Origin of the sequence: Sphingobium sp. BS19 (genome assembly GCF_027925545.1) — a bacterium.
In the GTDB taxonomy this organism is placed as follows: Bacteria; Pseudomonadota; Alphaproteobacteria; order Sphingomonadales; family Sphingomonadaceae; genus Sphingobium.
The window spans coordinates 119,985-137,793 of the sequence record NZ_BSEF01000006.1; the positions used below are offsets into that span (position 1 = coordinate 119,985).

Genomic DNA, 17,809 nt, shown 5'->3' on the forward strand with positions numbered 1-17,809 from the left:
ATATTGTGCGTTGAGGCCTGAGACTGGCGACCGATCCTAAACGGCCACCGCCTCCAACGCCTCACTCGCCGCCATCCATTCCGCTTCCGCCGCTTCCATCTGCTTTTCGATCTCGCCGCGTTTGCGCATCAATTCGCCCATGGTCAGCTTCGCTTCTTCCGGGCCCGCAGTCGAAGGGTCGAACATGGCGCGTTCTATGCGGGCGCGGTGGGCGGTGAGCGCAGCTAGTGCCTTTTCCGCTTTGGTGACGGCTTCGCGGAGCGCCTTGCCCTGTTCGCGGGCGGCGGCCTGTGCCTGTTTCTGGGCCTTGCGGTCGCCCTTCGACATTTTCTCGCCGCTGTCGGACACGCCGCCGCTCTTGCCGAGAATGAAGTCGGTATAGTCTTCCAGCGTGCCGCCATATTCCTTGGCGGTGCCGCTATCCACCAGCACGAGGCGGTCGGCGACCAGTTCGATCATGTGGCGGTCATGGCTGACGACCACGACAGCGCCCTGATAATCGTTGAGCGCCTGCACCAGTGCCTCACGGCTATCGACGTCCAAGTGGTTCGTCGGTTCGTCGAGGATGAGCATGTTCGGCGCCTCCCGCGTGATGAGCGCGAGGGCGAGGCGGGCGCGCTCGCCACCGGACAGGCTGCCGACTTTCTGAATCGCGCGGTCGCCCGAAAAGCCGAAGCGGCCAAGCTGCGCGCGCACTGCGCCGGGGGTCGCGCCCTTCATCTGGCGCGCCATATGTTCCAGCGGGGTGTCGGTCGTGTCGAGTTCCTCCACCTGATATTGGGTGAAGTATCCGACTTTCATCTTGTTGGAGCTGGTCATTTCCCCTTCCATCGCGGGAAGTTGCGCGGCGATCAGGCGGGCGAGCGTGGTCTTGCCATTGCCGTTTCGACCGAGCAGCGCGATGCGGTCGTCCGGATCGATGCGCAGGTTGACGCGGCGCAGGATCGGCGTGTCGTCATAGCCGACCGATGCCATGTCGAGCGTGACCAGCGGCGGGCGCAGTTCGGGGGGGCTGGGGAAAACGAAGGAGAGGCTGGGATCTTCCATCGCGGCGGCAATGGGCTGCATCCGGGCGAGCGCCTTTTGCCGCGATTGCGCCTGTTTTGCGGTGCTGGCGCGGGCGCTGTTGCGGGCGACATAGTCCTGCAGCTTGGCGCGCTGGGCGTCCTGCTTTTCCTTGGCCGCCTGCAGTTGCGCGAGACGTTCGGCGCGTTGCCGCTCGAATGCGTCATAGCCGCCGGGGTAGAGCGTGATCTTCCCCCCTTCCAGATGCAGGATGTGATCGACGACATTGTTGAGCAGGTCGCGTTCATGGCTGATGACGATTATCGTCGCCTGATAGGATTTCAGGAAGTTTTCGAGCCACAGCGTCGCTTCGAGATCGAGATGGTTCGACGGTTCGTCGAGCAGCAGCAGATCGGGCTGCGAGAACAGCAGCGCGGCGAGCGCGACGCGCATCTTCCACCCACCCGAGAAGCTGTCGAGCGGGCGGCCCTGCATTTCTTCGTCGAACCCTAGACCGACCAGGATGCGGGCGGCGCGTGCGGGGGCAGTGTAGGCGTCGATGGCGTTCAGCCGCTCATAGAGTTCGCCGAGCCGGTCGGGATCTTCGCAGGTTTCGCTTTCGATGAGCAGCGCGTCGCGCTCGATATCAGCGGCGAGGACGGTTTCGAACGGGGTCTGCGTACCGCTGGGCGCGTCCTGCCGCAAATAGCCGACGCGGGTGCCGCGCGGGCTGTCGATTTCGCCTTCGTCCGGGTCGATCTGCCCGATCATCGCTTTCATCAGCGTGGACTTGCCCGCGCCGTTGCGACCGATGAGGCCGACGCGACTGCGCGGTGGCAACATTGCGGTTGCTCGATCAAGAATGACGCGCCCACCCAGGCGCACCGTGACATTGTTTACGTTCAGCATGGCTGGGCCGATAGCACATGTTGCGGCGCAGCGTGAGGGGTGGTCGCGAATTACTTGGCGCTAATCCCTGTGACGGCGGAAGCGCAGTTTGCGGACCATATACCACCCGCGGAAAAGGCCACGCTTGGTGCGACTGTCCCCGGCGAAACTTTCGAAGATGGATTCCGGGCCTTCGGGGTCGAGCACTTCGTTGTCGGCAAGCCATTTTTCGACATCGTTGAGATCGGGCACTTCATAGGGGATGAGGCTGCGCCCCTCCCCCCGCAGCTTTTCTATCGCCGCGATCATGGAGCCGGATGCCGCATATTCCCTCGCGACGGTTTCCGGCGAGACGCCCAGATGCTCGGCGATAAGGTCGTCGCGGATATCGACGATGGTCTGTGCCTGTTCCGGGTTGCCCGCGACGTCAAGCGCGACGTCGCACTCCGTGTCCAGCCGCAACGAGCGATTGTTGAAGTTCGAGGAGCCGACACGCAGCACGCGGTCGTCGATCACCGTCACCTTGGCATGGACGTAGATCGGGTTCCCCTTCGCCGTTTGGGGGTGATAGATGCGCAGGCGATTGTGGGTATCGAGATGTTTCAACGCACTCACCAACCGGGCGCGTGCGGTGTCCATCGCAATGGGTTCCAGCCAACCGTCAGCGGTCAGGGGATTGACGATAACGATTTCCGGACCGTCGGGCTCCTGCAGCCGCTTGCCAATGGCAATGGCGATGCGGCGCGAGGCGAAATACTGGCTTTCGGCGTAGATGAGCGTCTTGGCTTCCGCAATCAGCGTCTCGTATAGCCGCTCGATCTCTAGGACAGCGGGGCGCTTTTTCATCTCCGGATAGCTCCGGGCGATGGCCAGATTCACCTTTTCGAGTGTCGGCTTAACCGACTTCGGCCATTGCGACGTGATGGTGTCGAGCGGCTTCAGCGTCTGCCCGCAAGCTGCCTTCCAGCGATCCCGCGTCAGTTCGCCGATTGCGGCGGCGGCCTTGCCATCGAACAGGCTGGTGGCGTCGTGCCAGGGTTTGTACGGCGTCTTGCTGCCCGGCAAAGTGCGGTCAGGATTATCGTCGGCATGATCGCGCGTGTCCCAGCGTTCGCTGGTCATGTCGATGCCGCCGCAAAAGGCCAGGCTGTCGTCGATCGACACGACTTTCTGATGATGCGACGCGGCGAAAGGATGCACGCTGTCGATCCGCGCGGTGATCCGTTTGTGCGCTTTCCAACGAAGAAGTGTCGCCAGCGTATTGCCTCGAAAAACGGCCTTCACCATGCCCACGTCCCAGCGGAGAAGATAGATTTGCAGGTCCGGGTTGCGGTCCACCAGCCAGATGATGAAGTCCGACAGTTGCGTCGGTCCTTCGTCCGTCGCGCCCGGATGACAAAGGTTTATTCGCGCGTCGAAATCCCAGCCAATCAGCATGATGCGTTTTTTCGCGCCAAGCATAGCCTGACGCGCGGCGGCGAAATAATCGTCAGCATCGACGATCAGCGAAAAATGGTCGGCTGGCTCGATCCGCCAGCAATTGTCGCCGGGGGTCAGCAATTGCGTGGTCGCGAAGGCGCCTGCCCGTCCGTCGTTCGCCCGCGTCATCGCACCCCCAAAATCGAACCTTCTGCGTAACGACCGGATGGCCCGTTCGTTCCGTATTGTCCCATCGCCGTGAATGACAAATAGAGATAGCGGATTGCGATAGACTCAACCGTTCCCCAGAGCGACTGAACAATTGGAGATGGGCAAATGGCAGCGGTCATGGCGGCAGAGCGAAGCAACAGAGCGCGGATACGCAGATTATGTGGCGTAGCGTTGATTGCGCTGGCGTTTTCCAGTGCCGTCCCCTCCCCCCTTTCGGCTGCGCCCGGTGCAGCGGCAACTGCCCCTGCGGCTCGGGTGGACGGGTTCATTCCCTTCACCTTCGACGCGGCGCGCGGGAAAGTGTTGATGGAAATCTCCGCCTTCGACACCGATGTGCTGTATTATGTGTCCGCGGCGACGGGCGGCGGTTCGGTCGAGCTCCCGCTCGATCGGGGAGTGCTGGACAGCGCCGTCATCCATTTTCAGCGGGCGGGGGGGAAGGTTCTGGTCGTCGAACAGAACCTGAAATACCGGTCGCTCAATGGTGACGACGCCCATAAACAGGGCGTTGCGGATTCCTTTCCCACTTCGGTGCTTGCGGCATTGCCGGTGGAGTCCAGCACCGGGGGTCGGGTAGTCGTCGATGCGACATCCTTGTTCATGCGGGACGCGGCGAACATCGAAGCGGCGATGAAGCGCGCCAATCAGGGCAGCTTCAAATTCGATGCGGCCCGCAGCAGCTTTTATCCCGCGCGCATGAAAGCGTTCCCGGAAAACACCGAGATCGAGACGGTGGCAACCTTTGCCGCCGATGCGCCCGGCAATCTGGTGCGCAATGTCACGCCCGACCCGCGCAGTTTCACGATCCGTATCCATCACAGTTTCCTGAAAGCACCGACCGGTTACGTCCCGCGCGAGTCCGATCCGCGGATCGGGATATTCGGCCCCAGCTTCCACGACTACTCCAAACCGATCAGCGAAGGACCGGAAGAACGCTGGATATCGCGCTGGCGGCTGGAGAAAAAAGACCCGTCCGCTGCGATGAGCGAGCCGGTCAAACCCATCGTCTATTATTTCGACCCCGCGATCCCCGCCGACACCCGGCAGGCGATGAAGGAAGGATTGTTGTGGTGGAACAAGGCGTTCGAGGCCGCTGGTTTCATCAACGCCATTCAGGCGAAAGACGCGCCGTCGGACATGGACCCGATGGACATCCGCTACGCCTATGTCCTGTGGATCAATCGCGACGAGCGCGGCTTTTCCAGCAGCGGCAACTACAGCGATCCGCGCACCGGCGAAGTGCTGGGGTCGAAGACGCATATGGACACGCACCGTATCCGCAGCATCGGCAATTACTGGGACGCCTATAGCGGCGGGCTGCCAGAGGACGGCAGCGGGATAACCATTGCGGACCCCAATTTGTTGACGCCCGATGGCATGGCTAATATGCCGAAGGGCCAGCGTGACATGGCGCTGTTGCGGCAGGCATTGCTGACGGCGCATGAACTGGGTCACACCCTGGGCTTTGGGCATAATTTCGCGTCCAGCCTGAACGATCGTGCGTCAGTGATGGAATATCCCACGCCGCGCGTGAAAGTGACCAACGGCAAACTGGACCTGTCGGAATCCTTCCAGAAGGCCATCGGTGCGTACGATGTCTACATGACACGCTATTCCTACACGCCATTGCCAGCCGCGCAGGAGAAGCAAGGGCTCGATGCGATCATCGCCAATATGCGTGCGGATGGTATAATTTATGTGCCGGACAGCGACCCCCGCTGGACATGGTATGACGACCGCGCGACCCCGGTCGAAAACCTGACAGAGAGCATGGCCGCGCGAAAGATCATGCTCGCCAATTACGGGCCGCAAATGTTGCAGCCGGGCGAAGCCATCGGATCGTTGCGCAATATCCGGTTGTGGATGGCCTATCTGCATCAGCGCTACGCCATAGAATCGGCCGTCAAATATATTGGCGGGCAATTCCAGAACATCGTGGTGAAGGGCGAAACGCTTCCCCCAACGCAGTTCATTCCCGGCAAGGAGCAGCGCGATGTCCTGCGGCTGTTGATGGAATCCATCGAACCGGACAATCTGGCCCTGCCGGAAACGCTGCTGGCACAACTGACGCCCGATCCGGGCGACAATCTGGAAGACCTGTCCAACGACGATATGTTCGACCAATTGCGTGCGGCGCGAATTTTGGCGGCGCTCGTGATCGAGCCGCTGTTCGCGCCGGATCGCGGCGCGCGGCTGGTATCGCTTGGCGTTCGTCAGGCCGATGCCGTGACCTTGCCCGAAATGGTCGATGCCGTGATGGCGCATACGTGGAATGCGCCGGGGGACGGCAGTGCTTCGTCCCGCGCTTTGCGTCGCGTGACGCAGAAAGTCGCGCTCGATTCCATGATGGTGCTGGGGGCCAGTACCGAAACGGCGCCTGAGGCACGGGCCTATATCCTTGATCGGCTTGCTCTTCTGGCCGATGCACTGAAGGGACGGAAGGACAGCGATCCGCTGACCGCCGCGCACTACCGCCAGTCTGCCCGTGACATCGCGCACTATCTGGACGATCCGGAAAAGAACGCGCCCAAGGCCGTGTCGCCCGGCTGGGGCAAGGGGCCGCGGTCGCGCTTCCCCATGCCACCGGGGCCGCCATTGGGATGATATAAGCGCGATAATTCACAGGCTCTGCACCCTGCATCTGTGCTAAGCCTATCGAATGAAGTGCTTTCATGGGCGATTGGCTAAGCGTGGGCTATGGGCCGGATGAAGGCGGCTGTTATGGTGCCGCTGTCGGCTATAGCAGTAGTTGCATCGTTGCTATCGCTTTCGGCATTACTAGCGAAGGGCGACACGCCCTTCGCACCGTTGGCGGCCTCCCCTGGCGCCGATTCACCTGTAGTGGGGGAACGGTATCGCTGGCGTCCAGTCGCCGTCGGTGGCGGGGGATTTATCACCGGCTTGTCGAGCGACGACCGCAGCCTGATGCGCGTGATCCGCACGGACGTCTATGGGGCGTATCGCTGGGACGCGGCGGAGGATCGCTGGGTGCAACTGGTGACGGCACAGGCCATGCCAAAGGGCGCGCGCGTGCAGGATGGCATGGCCGAAGGCGTGTACGAAATTGTTGTCGCGCCATCCGATCCGCAACGTCTGTACATGGCGATCCGGGGTGCGGTCTATCGATCGCATGATGGTGGCAAAAGCTGGCAGGGGCCGGATGCGGGTGCGCCCGTATTTCAGTTCGACGCCAATTCCGAATTTCGCTTTCATGGGCCTTTCATGGCCGTCAGCCCAACCGACCCGGATCATGTGCTGTTCGGAACGGCGGCGCAGGGTCTGTGGCAATCGCACGATGGCGGGCGGACATGGGCAGTCGTTACGTCCGTTCCGAAGCCCGCAGACATGCGCCCTGCACCGGGGCAGCAATCGCCGGGCGTCATGATCTGGTTTCAGCCGCAGGCAAAGGGCGCGCGCATCTGGGCAGTGTCGCCGGGGCACGGCATGTTGGTGTCGGACGATGGCGGCGCGACGTTCCGCCCCCTGCCCAACCGCCAGACCACCGGGCCTGTATTCATTACGCAAGGCAGCTTTGCGCACGATGGCAGTTTCATCGCCACCGATTCTGAAAAGCAGACGATGTGGCGTTATAGCGATGGGGGCTGGACGAACCTGAACGTGGCGGGCGCCATCGGCAAGGCGCCCTTTGTCGGCGTTGCGACCAGTCCGCAGGACGGGCGTATCGTGGCGATGAGCCAGGCAGGCCAAAGCTGGTGCTCGACCGACGATGGACGACGATGGCAAGCCATGACGCGCAGTGTGTCCGCCGGAAAAGGCGATGTCCCGTGGCTGCATGTCGCGAACCAGAATTTCTTCGCCTCAGGCCCGATCCGGTTCGATGCGGCGAAACCCGGGAGGCTTTGGCTGGCGCAAGGTCAGGGGCCGTTTTTCGCCGACCTAGGCAAAGGTTGCGGACGGGCCGACTGGCAGGGGCAAGCGCGCGGGGTCGAGGAAATCGTCACCACCGATATCGTTCAGGCACCGGGGCAGGCACCGCTGTTCGCGGGGTTCGATTTCGGCATCCATGTGAAACCCGATCTCAATGCCTATTCGACGACTTACGGTCCCAAAGAGCGCGTCATCATTGCCGCGCCGCAAGTGGCGTGGACTCCAGCCAGAGCAGGTTTCTACGTCACTAACGCATCGGACACGCGCGATTGCTGCGCGGAGGATGGCGATGCGGTCCTCGCGGGATACAGCATGGATGGCGGGAAAAGCTGGAGCAAATTTGCCACCCTACCCCAACCGCCCGGTACAAAAGCCGATGATCCCTGGCGCATGTCCTTTGGCACCATTGCCGTGGCCGCCGACACCATCGACAACATCATATGGGCACCGGCGTATAACCGGGCGCCCTTCTACACACTGGATCGCGGCAAAAGCTGGCGGCGGGTCGTGTTGAAGGGCGAAAAGCTGCCGCATACCGGATCCTATGCGCAGAAATGGACGCAGCGGAAGACACTGGCCGCCGACAGGGTAAGGGCTGGCACATTCTATCTGGTGCATAGCGGCGACGGCGATAACGCCGCGTTGGCCGGATTGTGGCGCACGAGCGACGGTGGAAGAAGCTGGACGCGGCGGTTCCGCGGGGAAATTGCGCCTGCCAGCCAATATTCTGCAAAATTACGGGCCGTTCCGGGCAAGGCAGGGCAACTTTTCTTCACCAGCGGCGTATCTGGTGACGGCGATACTGCATTGCGGCGGTCGACCGACGGGGGAGACCATTGGCAAGTGTTACGGCATATTAACAGGGTAGACGATATAGCGTTCGGCAAGGCTGCGCGCGGGCAAAGCTATCCGGCGATATACATCTCCGGCCGCGTTGACGGTCGATACGGTCTTTGGCGGTCCGTCGACAATGCCACGCACTGGCAACGGTTGGTCGACTTTCCGCTGGGGCGACTGGATCAGGTGACAACGATCGAAGCGGACAAGGATGTGTTCGGCAGAGTCTATGCCGGTTACAAGGGATCAGGCTGGATTTATGGAGAACCCGGTGCATGCACAGCCAAGGCAAGCCACGCCACCTGCAGCGCTGTTGACTGAACTATGAACACACACGGCGTTAGCCTGTCCGCTGCTGTCGCGCCTGAAACGTCAGCGCCCTTTTTCGATTATGCTCTCGCACGGTCCCTGTTGCCGATCGTCGTTCCGATCGGGCTGGCGTCCGGCTTGCTATTCCGTGGTTTCGACAGCGCACAGGGGGCTGCGGCCTGCTCCATCATCAATGGGATGATGGTGATGGCAATGCTGCTGTTGCGCCCCCCTATATTGTCGTTCTGGACAGGCGTGGCGCCGATCCTGACGCTGGCCGGCGGTGCGGCCTTGTGGCTGATCCTCATTCAAGTCGGGATTCCGGTCGTTCCCTTCGCCGACCGCCCCGTTGCCTTCGCACCGGATATGTTTGCGCCGGAATTTGCCGGGTGGATGGCCGGGCTCTATGCATTCATGATCGGTGCGTTGATGGCCGCCAATCGTCGCGACGCGCGTTGGGCGATGAACACAGTGCTGTTCGCCATGTGCGGCATCCTGTTGATCGGCCTGATCGTGCGGAGCGTTGGCGGACAGGGTGCGCTCGATTATTGGTCGTTGTCGCGGCAGGGGCGCTTTGCGGGTACGATAGGCAATGCGAATGTGACCGCGGTGGTTGCCGGGATGGTCGCGCTGCTGGCGACAGGCCGCTTGTTGAGCCTGATGCGCCGCGAACCGGGGAAAAAACCCGATACACGGACGACCGTCAACATGCTGTGCCATGCAGGCGCATGGCTGATCGCGGTGGTGGCGCTGGCATCCACGGCATCCCGTGTGCCGATCATCCTGACAACTGCGCTGGTCCTGTTGCTGACGGCGCGCACGCTGAGCCGGGGCAGGATAAACTGGACCCGATTGGCGGTATATGCCGCGCCCGCCATCATCTTGGTGATCGTCATTGCGCAGGCCGAGCTTTTTCAGACGCGGCTCGACGGCACATCATATGAATGGGGCGCGCGGCTCGGGTTATGGAGCCAGTATTGGGATATTGCGATGACCTCACCCGTCTACGGTTATGGCCTGGGTGGATTTCAGAGCATCAACGTGTTTGCCATGTCGGGCGTGCGCTTTGCCGAAGGGGCGTGGATCGTCAATTCGGCGCACAGCTTAGTGCTGCAGATACTGCTGGTGGGCGGTGTACCTTATCTGCTGTTGATGACTGCGCTGGGGTGGCGCGTGGCGCGCGATATCGTGCGCGACTATGCGGGGTCGCCCTGGTCGACCCGGCGCTGGTCGGTCGCACTGGCGATCCTGCTGATAGTGCTTTGCGCAATGGTCGACATTGTAATGGACGTGCCATCGACAATTACGCTGGCGCTGTTTCTGACAGGGTTGTTGTGGGGTCGTGGTGTGTTCGTAGAACACTAAGGGAAAGCGAGACTGCTTCTGCCATTGGCGAGATAGTTGCCGTCGGCGAGCCGCAATTCACGCCAGCGCAGAACCAGAGGCTCATAGGCTCGCGTCGCGCGCGCCGCTCCGAAGATAGCGCGGCGTACATCCGGATCGACGCGCGACAGCCATACGGCTTCCTCGATCACGCGGTTACGTACGAAGCCATCCAACGACTCCCACTGGGCCATGCCGTATGTCACGCGCCAACCCGATGCATCGCGCAGAAACGGAGCATCGCTGTACGATCGTGACAACGCAGCCAGCGACGCCTGAAGATGGCTGGAGCGGGGGCGTAGGGATTCGATGTAGGCCTTTACAACCCAAGCCTGCGCCCAATGAGGACGTGCATCGATCGCCAGGTCGACCTGACGCGAAAGCGACGCCAGGTCATTATCTCGCCCCATAACTCCCGTCGACTGGATGGCGCGCGCCCGGTAGATCGCATCGCTCAGCAGCAATCGGGGCTGAGACCCCGCATCGACTGCAATGGACGAACGTTCCGTCACACTGTCGCCTCGGGCAAGCGCAAGTTCCTGCGTTTTCAAGCCCGCATCGGCGGTTGCAACCGCATGCTCCCGCATCCACAGGCCGAGGGAAAGCAGCGTCGACAGCGCCAGAAAAATGACGGCAATCACCGTCAGATGTCGGGCGCGGTGGACGGGATCGTTGGATCGGCGCGCCATAGCTAACTCTGGATGCGCAAAGCGGTCGTCGGGTTAAGCCGACGACCCTTAAGCTCAGTTCGGCTGCTGATAATAAGCGGAATATTTCTTCGAATAATAAAGGCCGCCAATCGCCTCCGCCGAGGAATCGACCATAGTGTAGATAGCCCCGACAGGGTTGGCCCCATCGGACTTGAGCCAACCCAAAGCGGAGACCGCTGCAGCGGCGGGCGTATCGTTCCAACGGACGATCAACACGGTCACGTCAGCGAGCACCGAAAGGAAACGGCCATCGGCCAAGCCAACCAGCGGCGGCAAATCGAGCACGATATGATCGTACCGCGTACGCAGCTTATCCAGCAGGTTCTTCATGTTATCCGCGCCGAACAGATCTTCCGAACTGAAATAGGGCGCGCGGACGAGAAGATGATCCAAGCCCGGAACATCGCCCGGAACGATGACTTCTTCTGCCGTAGCCTTGCCGTGAAGGATTTCCACGATGCCCGGTCCGGTGGGCGGGTTCGAAACCAGCGCGCGCATTGCGGCACGACGCACGTCGCATTCCAGCAGAAGCGTTCTGGAGTTGTTGGAAGCAAGGGTGCGCGCGAACGACAAGGATGTCGTGGTCTTGCCTTCGCTTGGCGGTGCGGAGGTAAAGGCAATCACCTTTGGCGGCGTGCTGGAGCGCACGCCCAGAATACCCGCCCGCGCGATGCGGAGCGATTCGGCAAAGAGCGACGTGGGCTTTTCCAACAGGAGGTCCGCCGGGTTGACCGACTTGGGCACCTTGGGAATGGCGGCGAGAACGGGAATACCAAGCTGGTTTTCCAGTTCTTCGACCGTTTGCATGCCCGTCACCAGCATTTCCTGGACGGCAATGGTGCCCGCGCCCGCAGCGAATGCGGCAACCAGCGCCAGTGCAAGGATCAACGGCTTGTTAGGCGACGTGGGCTTCGAAGGCGGCTGCGCGCGATCCACGATCACGGCCTGCGAAATGCGATTCTGGGCAGCCTGTGTGCTTTCCAACGCAAGTTGCGAGGCGCGGTCGAAGGCGGCACGCTTTGCCACGGCTTCGCGTTCCAGGCTTTCGGCCATGACCGAAGCCTGCGTGTTGGACGCACGTTCCACTTCGAGACGGCCCATCGAGCCGCGCAAGCTGGCCGCGCGTGCATCTGCCGCCGTCGCATTGGCGCGGAGCGAACCGATCACGCGGAGCGCTTCATCCTTGATTTGCTGATCGATGGAAGAAAGCTGATCGCGGACGCGCGCATATTCGGGATGCTTTTCGCCATAGCGCGCCTGAACTTCACCGACGGCGCGCAATACCAAGGCGCGCTGACGACGCAGTTCTGCGACCACTTCGGAGCTGCGCACTTCGGCAACGGCGTCCAGACCGCCACGGGCAACCTGACCTTCCGCAGCAGCGAGACTGGCGCGAGCGGCGGCAGCTTCCGATTCTGCCGTGGCGAGCTGGTTCGAAAGCGGTGCTACCTGCTGATCGACGATCGTACCGCCGCTGCCATTACCATCGCCGCTGACCGTCAATCCAGCGCGTGCGCGATACGCAGCCACGGCGGCGTCAGCACTGCGCACTTCCGCACCGAGCTCTGCGGCCTGTCGCTTAAGTTGCTCGGACTGCTTCTCAGCCGCACCGGCATTGGTGCCGACACGGGTGTCGAGATAAGTTTCAGCAAAAGTGTTCGCGATGCGGGCCGATTTTACAGGATCGCGCGATGTGAAGCTCACTGCGAGAAGATATGTCAGCTTGTCGCGCTCAACCGAGAGATTGGCAAGCAACGCCTGCGCAACCGCTGTCTCCCGGTCTGTCTGACCAAGTGTGGCGGCGTCGGGGCGATTGGCCAGACCGGCAGTGAACTCCGGATCGTTCGTCAGCTTCAATCGGCTCACGACTTCGCGTGCAAGGTCGAGGGAGTTAAGGACCGCCACTTCGGTTTCGATGGCTTCGGGGTTGAGGGCTGTGCTGCCCCCGCTGTTCTGTGCCACGCTTTGCGCGGGATCGATGCGGATACGAGCGGTCGTTTCATATTTCGGCGTCATCATGAACATCAGCACGACGCCCAACGCCAATACAGCGGCCGCCACCAGCACCAGCGTCAGCCAGCGCCGCCGGATTACATCACGAACAGTCTGCAGCAAGTCCGATAACTGGCCGTCATAGTCAGTCATCTGCTTCGAAATTTCCATGATGTAATCCGTATTTAGAGATTGAACTTCACACGGCCCGCAGGCGTAATTCAGAGATTACCTCAGCGCTGGACAACCAGCGTAAGTTGCCCGCGGAACTCGTCGAATGTCTGGCCCAGATCTTCGCCTGTCGTGTCGCGCTTGATGTACGACATTTGCAGTTGAAGCCCGAGCAACCGGTTGATGAAATAGCGGGCGCCGCCCGATCCCCGATAGAAGGTCGTCTTGCGCGCACTGCCGATGAAATCCTGCTGCGCATATTCACCGATTGCGTTGAGAACCAGATTGCGGAGCAGTTCGTGATCGACGCGAAGCGAAAAGCGATTGTCGAAATAGGCATTGATATTGCCGATATTCGAATCCTCGATCACGCGGCGGGCATTGACGCCCAACGTCGTCAGTTCCGTCGGGAAATATTCGACCTTGGCCTCGACCGACAGGCCGTCGACATCCTTATACAACGGGCTGTTGAAGTTCCGCTTGGCATAGCCGACGCCCAGCGTACCACGGACCAATCCCGACAGATCGAAGTTCGTCCCTGCGATCGCACGATAGCTGTCCGAATCGCGATTGGCGATGCCGGGCAGAAAATTCGTGTCGTAATTGGTGTCGGTGTAATTGACCTGACCGTAGAATGACACGCTAGGCGTCACCGCATATTCGGCCTGTCCCGTGACGCGATGCAAGGTCCGATCGCGGTTTTCCTGATCGATAACCGTGCCGCTCGGCAGCTTGATGGGATCGAAGGAGAAATGGCTGCGGTCCGCCGCGAGAATCAGGCGCCCCTGACCGACGCCATATTGCCCGCGAAGCGACAGGAAATCACGCTCATATTGCGAGAGCACGGCCAGGTTGGATGCCACGTCGCCCGTGATCGGTGTTTCGAACTGCTGCGCATATTGCGCTTCGCCGGTGACAGAGAGGGCATTGCCCACATCCAGTCGTCCCAACGCGCCAAGATTGAACGCGTCTTCGTTACGGACCGAGTTGTTGAAGAAGCGCCGGAACGCGCCCGCTGCCTGCAACTGCACCTGATGCCGATCCCATTCGGACCGCAAGCGCGCCGAAGGATTGAAGACGGCGAAACCGTCCCCTTCTTTGTTGCCGTTAGTCAGATAGACGTTGTCGCTATAGCCGACGCCGGTTTCGACCTTCGGAAACAGCTTGAACCCGCCAAGGTTAACACCGAGCGGATCATATTCCGGGCGGGGGCGTTCGGTAACGCTGACATTGCGCCCCTTGTCGAAACCGTCAGGAAGAAACGCAGGCACCAGCGGACTTGCTTCGATCTGCGCGTGCGCCATGGTCGGCACCGTGATGCAACCCAACAACAGGCCGGACAGCAAGCGCTTGGCGGATTTGCCCTTAACGGCGGACGGACGCTTAAGCAGCAGCGTGCTGCGCGAGAACCTAGTTACCATAGTTCGCGCCTCCGCCACCGATGGCAATTACCGGAGCGGAGAATCCGCTGCCGCCGCCATCGCCAGCGCCGCCGGGGATAGCCGCCGTACCGCGACGGAACTTGCGACGCAGGGCAAGACGCACGTTAGCGATGGCTTTCTTCAGCGTAGGGGTAACATTCGGCCCCGCTTCCACGACATCGAGCGCCGCTTCCATTGTTTCGAGCGAATATTCGCCCTGACCAAGAACGAACATCATTGATGCTTCCATGTCTTCGACTGACGCCGTCGGAGCCAGCTTCGACAAATCCGCCTGCAGCGCGGCGGCGATCATACCGACCTGTTCGGGATCCACCGGGGCCGGTGCGGCGGCTACTTCAGCCTCCTGAGGCGCGACAAGCGCGAAAGAACTGGTCGTCATCGCCAGAACCGCCAGCAGCGGGGCCGCGAATAGGCGACTGAAACGCACTGAAGCGATCGGCATCGATTGAGCGTTCAAAGCAATATTGTCCCTGTTAACATTTATCATTTTTCAGCATCCTCATGTATTTCGCGGCACTAAGGCCGTTAAAAATAGCGTTCCCCGACCCGAATGGTATCGCCGGGACGGACGCTGAGATCGGGGGTAAGCCGATAGGTTTCTTCGGCGGTCGAGCCCGACCGACGTATGTAGACGACCTTACGGCTCGCGCGCGGCGTGAACCCCTGCGCTGTTGCCACGGCGTTCAGCACAGTCAGTCCGCTGGCATAAGGATATTGGCCGGGTGCGGTGACTTCACCAAGGATGAAGAACGGTCGATAAGCCGTCACCTCCACGCTGACCTTCGGCTCGCGAATGTAGCCATCCGACAAGCGCGTCTGCACGATCTTGGCGATTTCGACGGGCGACTTGCCCACGGCCTGAACGTCGCCCAGCAACGGCAGGGACAGCGCGCCGTCGGCGCTGGCCGAGAATTCGCCGGACAAGGTAGGCTCATTGAAAACCGTCATGCGGACCTTGTCGCCTGCGCCAAGCTTGTAATCCTCGACGGCGACGGATTGCGACATATAACGATCGCCTGCTTCAACCATCGGTGTCGACGACGATGTCGCACAGCCATGCAGGAAGATGCTTGCCAGGAGGCACAGCAAAAATCTCAAATTCACGCGCAAAACCCCAACATCGAAAGATTAGATACAGCTCCAGATTAGTCCTGTTTCGCGGATGCAGCAAGAGCGGTAACCAATTAACGCGCTAAAGCAGAATAAGTTGTATAGCGTTTCATGATTTATTGATGAGATTTTTGTGTTATAGCTATATTGCGCTTTTGTATTTGCGTTATCGCACTTTCTTTTGCCCTTATTTCCCCGATTTTCAATTTACGATGCCAGAATCTCAATATGCATTTTTACACATAATAAAATTTACACCTTGTCTTGAGACCTTGAAACATATGCCCCAAGCGCTGGCAGGCGATTTCCGCCCCTGGAACCGCCCCTAGAACCGCTCCTGTCACGCGCCCGTCCACGAGAAATCATGGTTAATGCTGCAATGGCGAACCTGCGCACGACCATCAAAAAAGTTCTCGCAGCCATGTCGATTAAATAGTTTCTTTTACGAACGTATCTAGTGCATGGGGCAATTGTTCGGCGCGGCAAACAGAGTTAATTCCGCGCCGAACGGAGGGATCGCGGCGATTTAAGAGTAACCCTTTTGATATTTACTTTGAAAATGATGGCGATTTTATAGAATGCAGTTCGTAAAAATCATCAATAATTTTGATGTAAGATAATATTACTTAGAATATTATATAGTTAATTATCGCTTTCACCCGATATCCTAGAATTATTCATGTGTTCGTCGAGGAAAGGCGATGTGCTGCGCTGCAAAATTTAACGATTTTTTCTAAGGTTTAACAAATATATATTGTCAACACCCCTTCAAACCATTAGATATATTAACGGTAAGAACATAAAAATCTCGAATGAGAGAGATGCAAATGACATGCGCGCAGGGGGCGTTCATGTGAACGTTGTTTCAAGGGCGCAGAAAATGAATTATTCCACCATGCAAGATATGACGTCGCCACGGGACATGACGTGGAACGAATCGCGTGCAGAAAACCTGATCAGCACCGTTTCCCGCATATCGGGCGTCTTTGTGATGGCGATCAGCGTTCTCGGACTGGCGCTGTGGATCGTCACCTGATCCTGTAAACGCCGCACCGTTCCCACGGTGCGACAATTACATCTCAGGCGAGCTCGACCGGGGACACTTCATAACCCGCATCCGCAATAGCGGCGAGCAATCGATCGAGATGGGCAGCGTCTCGCGTTTCACATTCGACGTCCAGGCTTAAGCCCTTTGCCGGGAGATTGGTGAAGATACGCTGGTGCGATAGCTCCAGGATATTCACGCCCACTTGATCGAAGATGCGCGCCACGGCGAAGAGCGTGCCGGGCCGATCCTGTAAAATGATGCGCAGGCGCGCGAGCCGACCCGAGCGGGCCAGATCGCGGAGCAATACGTTAGCCAGCAGCCGCGTATCAATGTTACCACCACACAACACCAGCCCAACGGTTCGCCCGGCAAACTTATCCTTGTGCGATAGCAATGCGGCAAGGCCAGCAGCCCCCGCGCCTTCCACCACAGTCTTTTCGATTTGCAGCAGCAGGCTGACGGCTTGCTCAAGCGCGCGTTCGCTCACCAGGACGATATCGTCCGCCAGTCGCTCAACAAAGCGGCGCGTAAGCATACCCGGCTGCTTGACGGCGATGCCCTCGGCAAGTGTGTCGCCATCGCATGCCAGATCGGCATTGTTCATCAGGCTATACATCGAAGGATAGAGTTCGGCCTGAACGCCGATCAGCCGCATATCGGGTTTCATGGCCCGTGCCGCCGTACCCATGCCCGAGAACAAGCCGCCACCGCCGATGGGTATGACCAACGTATCGATGTCCGGCGCATCCTCCAGCATTTCCAGCGCGATCGTACCCTGCCCGGCGATGATGTCGGGTTCGTCGAAAGGATGGACGAAGGTCAGCCCGCGCTCCTGCTCCAGCGTGCGGGCGTGCGCATAGGCGTCGTCGAACTTTTCACCATAGAGGACAACGGTCGCGCCATGGCCTTCGGTCTGCATAACCTTCACGGTAGGCGTGGTCGTCGGCATCACGATGGTAACGGGAACACCCAGCCGCGCGCCGTGATACGCCAGCCCCTGCGCATGATTGCCTGCCGATGCGGCGATGACGCCCTTGGCCCGCGCTGCATCGTCCAGCAGCAGCAAACGATTGAGCGCACCGCGCTCCTTATAGGCTGCCGTGAACTGCAGATTTTCGAACTTCAGATAGACGGTCGCGCCGACCATGTTCGACAAGGTGCGGCTGATCAACGTGGGCGTTCGCACGATCGATCCGGAAATGCGGGCGCGCGCGGCCAGTATGTCGTCCACGGTTACGGGCAGCGGCAGCGCGCCCTCGATCTTGGTCAGCGTGTTCATGGCGCTCGCCCCTACCCTATCGGCGCTCAAGAAGAAACTGGCTCTTGCCCAAATCTGCCCTTATGCCGGACCGAACCTTCAATCAGCCTTTTTCTAA

Annotated in this window: 12 protein-coding genes; 4 read left to right on the forward strand and 8 right to left on the reverse strand. The window is 60.1% G+C overall.

The genetic code is table 11. From position 1 onward, the window contains the following. Nucleotides 1-36: 36 nt before the first annotated feature. Together QMG56_RS08310 and QMG56_RS08315 are read right to left on the reverse strand one after the other, a co-directional pair. Nucleotides 37-1,914, reverse strand: a complete 1,878-nt coding sequence (locus tag QMG56_RS08310) for an ABC-F family ATP-binding cassette domain-containing protein (protein ID WP_281822093.1) — start codon at nt 1,912-1,914, stop codon at nt 37-39. 60 nt (nt 1,915-1,974) lie between these two features. Beyond that, the gene (locus tag QMG56_RS08315) at nt 1,975-3,501 is read right to left on the reverse strand and encodes a phospholipase D-like domain-containing protein (protein WP_281822094.1); all 1,527 of its coding nucleotides are present in this window, start codon (nt 3,499-3,501) and stop codon (nt 1,975-1,977) included. A gap of 147 nt (nt 3,502-3,648) precedes the next feature. On the opposite strand from QMG56_RS08315, the gene QMG56_RS08320 reads away from it, so the two are divergent. The 3 genes from QMG56_RS08320 (at nt 3,649) to QMG56_RS08330 (ending at nt 9,942) form a co-directional block, all read left to right on the forward strand. Next, nucleotides 3,649-6,147, forward strand: coding sequence for a zinc-dependent metalloprotease (locus tag QMG56_RS08320; RefSeq protein ID WP_281822095.1), 2,499 nt, complete (start codon nt 3,649-3,651; stop codon nt 6,145-6,147). A 102-nt stretch (nt 6,148-6,249) separates the two neighbouring features. Continuing rightward, nucleotides 6,250-8,589, forward strand: coding sequence for a hypothetical protein (locus tag QMG56_RS08325; RefSeq protein WP_281822096.1), 2,340 nt, complete (start codon nt 6,250-6,252; stop codon nt 8,587-8,589). A 3-nt stretch (nt 8,590-8,592) separates the two neighbouring features. Further along, nucleotides 8,593-9,942, forward strand: a complete 1,350-nt coding sequence (locus QMG56_RS08330) for an O-antigen ligase (RefSeq protein ID WP_281822097.1) — start codon at nt 8,593-8,595, stop codon at nt 9,940-9,942. Here QMG56_RS08330 and QMG56_RS08335 read toward each other — a convergent pair. The 5 genes from QMG56_RS08335 to QMG56_RS08355 all read right to left on the reverse strand — a co-directional run bounded on the left by QMG56_RS08335 (nt 9,939) and on the right by QMG56_RS08355 (nt 15,280). Then, nucleotides 9,939-10,649, reverse strand: a complete 711-nt coding sequence (locus QMG56_RS08335) for a hypothetical protein (protein ID WP_281822098.1) — start codon at nt 10,647-10,649, stop codon at nt 9,939-9,941. The genes QMG56_RS08330 and QMG56_RS08335 overlap by 4 nt on opposite strands. A 54-nt stretch (nt 10,650-10,703) precedes the next feature. Continuing rightward, nucleotides 10,704-12,833 (reverse strand): Wzz/FepE/Etk N-terminal domain-containing protein, encoded by a 2,130-nt coding sequence (locus QMG56_RS08340; protein WP_281822099.1) that lies wholly within the window; start codon nt 12,831-12,833, stop codon nt 10,704-10,706. 62 nt (nt 12,834-12,895) lie between these two features. Next, complete coding sequence (locus tag QMG56_RS08345) at nt 12,896-14,254, reverse strand: outer membrane beta-barrel protein (RefSeq protein ID WP_281822100.1); 1,359 nt, start codon at nt 14,252-14,254, stop codon at nt 12,896-12,898. Then, complete coding sequence (locus tag QMG56_RS08350) at nt 14,244-14,717, reverse strand: hypothetical protein (RefSeq protein WP_281822101.1); 474 nt, start codon at nt 14,715-14,717, stop codon at nt 14,244-14,246. Before QMG56_RS08350 ends, QMG56_RS08345 begins: the two co-directional genes overlap by 11 nt. An 83-nt stretch (nt 14,718-14,800) precedes the next feature. Beyond that, nucleotides 14,801-15,280 (reverse strand): polysaccharide biosynthesis/export family protein, encoded by a 480-nt coding sequence (locus QMG56_RS08355; RefSeq protein ID WP_281822102.1) that lies wholly within the window; start codon nt 15,278-15,280, stop codon nt 14,801-14,803. A 985-nt stretch (nt 15,281-16,265) separates the two neighbouring features. Here QMG56_RS08355 and QMG56_RS08360 point away from each other — a divergent pair. Next, entirely contained in the window at nt 16,266-16,421 is a 156-nt protein-coding gene (locus tag QMG56_RS08360; protein WP_230186932.1) for a hypothetical protein, read from the forward strand. A gap of 43 nt (nt 16,422-16,464) precedes the next feature. On the opposite strand, the gene QMG56_RS08365 is transcribed toward QMG56_RS08360, so the two are convergent. Continuing rightward, entirely contained in the window at nt 16,465-17,712 is a 1,248-nt protein-coding gene (locus tag QMG56_RS08365; protein WP_281822103.1) for a threonine ammonia-lyase, read from the reverse strand. Nucleotides 17,713-17,809: the final 97 nt, after the last annotated feature.